The organism is Psychrobacter sp. T6-1 (assembly GCF_052258445.1).
Map to the genome: position 1 here is coordinate 1 of NZ_JBQQFC010000448.1, position 1,457 is coordinate 1,457.

Sequence of the window (1,457 nt, forward strand, 5' to 3'; positions counted from 1 at the left end):
ATAGCGCAGGGCAGTATGACGGCAGGGGATATGCTCACTGATTTGTTTTTAGAGATCGATTATGAGCTTGATGAGCTATTAGATGAGCTCCATCAAACCGTGCTCAATCGCCTAGCGTCAACGCACCGTTATGTCAAAAGTCGTACGCAAAATTAACAATCATTAAAGCGATAAAAGGAAAAAGCCATGACCCAAGTGACCGCTATGTTTGTAATGTTTATCCTATACGGGGTACTACCAGCAGCGGGTATTTATCTGGGTTATCGCGGTATCAAAAAGCTTAGCGCACCCAAAATGCTTGAATACGAGGCTATGCCGCAACTGGGTTATATTCCAGAAAAGAGCCTGCCAGACGATGTCAAAATAGCTTTGACTCAGATTAATACCAAGGGCGAAAAACTATCTTTGATTTACGGCGATACCAATAATGATGGCAAAATAGATGACAAAGATACGGTGAATGAAACCTATATCATGATCCAAAACTTGATGGACAGACACATTCCGCAAGCGGTCGCTGATTATCGCCGTTTGCATGACCTAGACGGCGCGCGTGTCGATACCACAAAAATAAAAAACTCCAATGTCACTGGTAAAGAGGCCTTACTTGAGGTACTAGAAACGATCAATAGCCAATTCGATGATTTGCTTAATGCGTCTTATCACCAAGACGGTCAAAAGCTGCTGGTGACCAATCGCTATTTGCAACAGCGTTTTGATAATCCTACGCAAGACAATGATGTACAAGTGCTACAAACCACGCGTTTAGACAAGGAGCACGATAAAAGTACTCAGGACACCACTATCTAGTTAGTCCATGAGTAAGAGGTAAACCAATATGAGTATTTTAATAGGTATAGGTGTCGCAGGTACAGTAGCTACCGTTTATATAGCCAGAAAAGGTTGGCACGCATTGCACAAAGCTGTTGGTATTACTCCAGGTGTGCTTACTTATCATGACTCGCAAACGCCAAGACTGCTCAATGACACAAGATGGCAGCAGCTTGAGTTGAACAAAGAGCATTTAAGCTGCTTACCTAGCAGTCAATTGCGCCAGCTACAGCGTATTGATAATAAAGTGGTCAGCTATGATAACTATCAAAAGCAGATGCAAAAGCAAAATGTAACACCTGCGATTAGCGAATCACAATTTATTGTCAACAAGCTATTACAAACAAGACTGCCTGAAATGTTGGCGAGTTACTATCAGCTTATGACGATAGACGGTCATGCTAACACAAACCGTTATGAGAGACAGAGTGAAGCTAACGATCTATTACAGCAAGTGCTAGATAATATAGAGACGCGCTTAGATAACTTATTAGAGAGCGTAGAGCGACAGCATCTGCAAGATTTAAAAGTGATGAAGAGTTATATCGATAGTCAGAACATTTAAAGGTTTGTAGTTAAAAGAAAAAATAAAAAGCTGCCAATGATAATGATCACTGGCAGCTTTT

The 1,457-nt window shown here is 41.3% G+C and carries 2 protein-coding genes; both read left to right on the forward strand.

Annotated elements, in window-relative coordinates:
• Window positions 1-186 precede the first annotated feature (186 nt).
• Window positions 187-810 (forward strand): hypothetical protein, encoded by a 624-nt coding sequence (locus ACTXGO_RS13675; RefSeq protein ID WP_443574908.1) that lies wholly within the window; start codon window positions 187-189, stop codon window positions 808-810.
• A 28-nt stretch (window positions 811-838) separates the two neighbouring features.
• Complete coding sequence (locus tag ACTXGO_RS13680) at window positions 839-1,396, forward strand: hypothetical protein (RefSeq protein ID WP_443541355.1); 558 nt, start codon at window positions 839-841, stop codon at window positions 1,394-1,396.
• Window positions 1,397-1,457: the final 61 nt, after the last annotated feature.